Consider the following 1,085-nt stretch of genomic DNA (forward strand, 5'->3'; position numbering starts at 1 on the left):
TCGGACGAAAAATGAATACCAAGTCTCAAGAGTGAACACGTAATTCATTACGAAGTTTAATTCTTTGAGCATCAAACTTAAATTGAAGAGTTTGATCATGGCTCAGATTGAACGCTGGCGGCAGGCCTAACACATGCAAGTCGAGCGGTAGCACAGAGAGCTTGCTCTCGGGTGACGAGCGGCGGACGGGTGAGTAATGTCTGGGAAACTGCCTGATGGAGGGGGATAACTACTGGAAACGGTAGCTAATACCGCATAACGTCGCAAGACCAAAGTGGGGGACCTTCGGGCCTCATGCCATCAGATGTGCCCAGATGGGATTAGCTAGTAGGTGGGGTAACGGCTCACCTAGGCGACGATCCCTAGCTGGTCTGAGAGGATGACCAGCCACACTGGAACTGAGACACGGTCCAGACTCCTACGGGAGGCAGCAGTGGGGAATATTGCACAATGGGCGCAAGCCTGATGCAGCCATGCCGCGTGTGTGAAGAAGGCCTTCGGGTTGTAAAGCACTTTCAGCGGGGAGGAAGGCGATAAGGTTAATAACCTTGTCGATTGACGTTACCCGCAGAAGAAGCACCGGCTAACTCCGTGCCAGCAGCCGCGGTAATACGGAGGGTGCAAGCGTTAATCGGAATTACTGGGCGTAAAGCGCACGCAGGCGGTCTGTCAAGTCGGATGTGAAATCCCCGGGCTCAACCTGGGAACTGCATTCGAAACTGGCAGGCTAGAGTCTTGTAGAGGGGGGTAGAATTCCAGGTGTAGCGGTGAAATGCGTAGAGATCTGGAGGAATACCGGTGGCGAAGGCGGCCCCCTGGACAAAGACTGACGCTCAGGTGCGAAAGCGTGGGGAGCAAACAGGATTAGATACCCTGGTAGTCCACGCCGTAAACGATGTCGATTTGGAGGTTGTGCCCTTGAGGCGTGGCTTCCGGAGCTAACGCGTTAAATCGACCGCCTGGGGAGTACGGCCGCAAGGTTAAAACTCAAATGAATTGACGGGGGCCCGCACAAGCGGTGGAGCATGTGGTTTAATTCGATGCAACGCGAAGAACCTTACCTGGTCTTGACATCCACAGAACTT

The 1,085-nt window shown here is 53.8% G+C and carries 1 rRNA gene; it reads left to right on the plus strand.

What is annotated here, in order from left to right:
* Positions 1 to 79 precede the first annotated feature (79 nt).
* Positions 80 to 1,085 (plus strand): 16S ribosomal RNA (locus tag ACOI7D_RS27790); the annotation flags it as partial.

This window comes from Klebsiella sp. C360, from assembly GCF_048822415.1.
Classification (GTDB): domain Bacteria; phylum Pseudomonadota; class Gammaproteobacteria; order Enterobacterales; family Enterobacteriaceae; genus Klebsiella; species Klebsiella quasipneumoniae.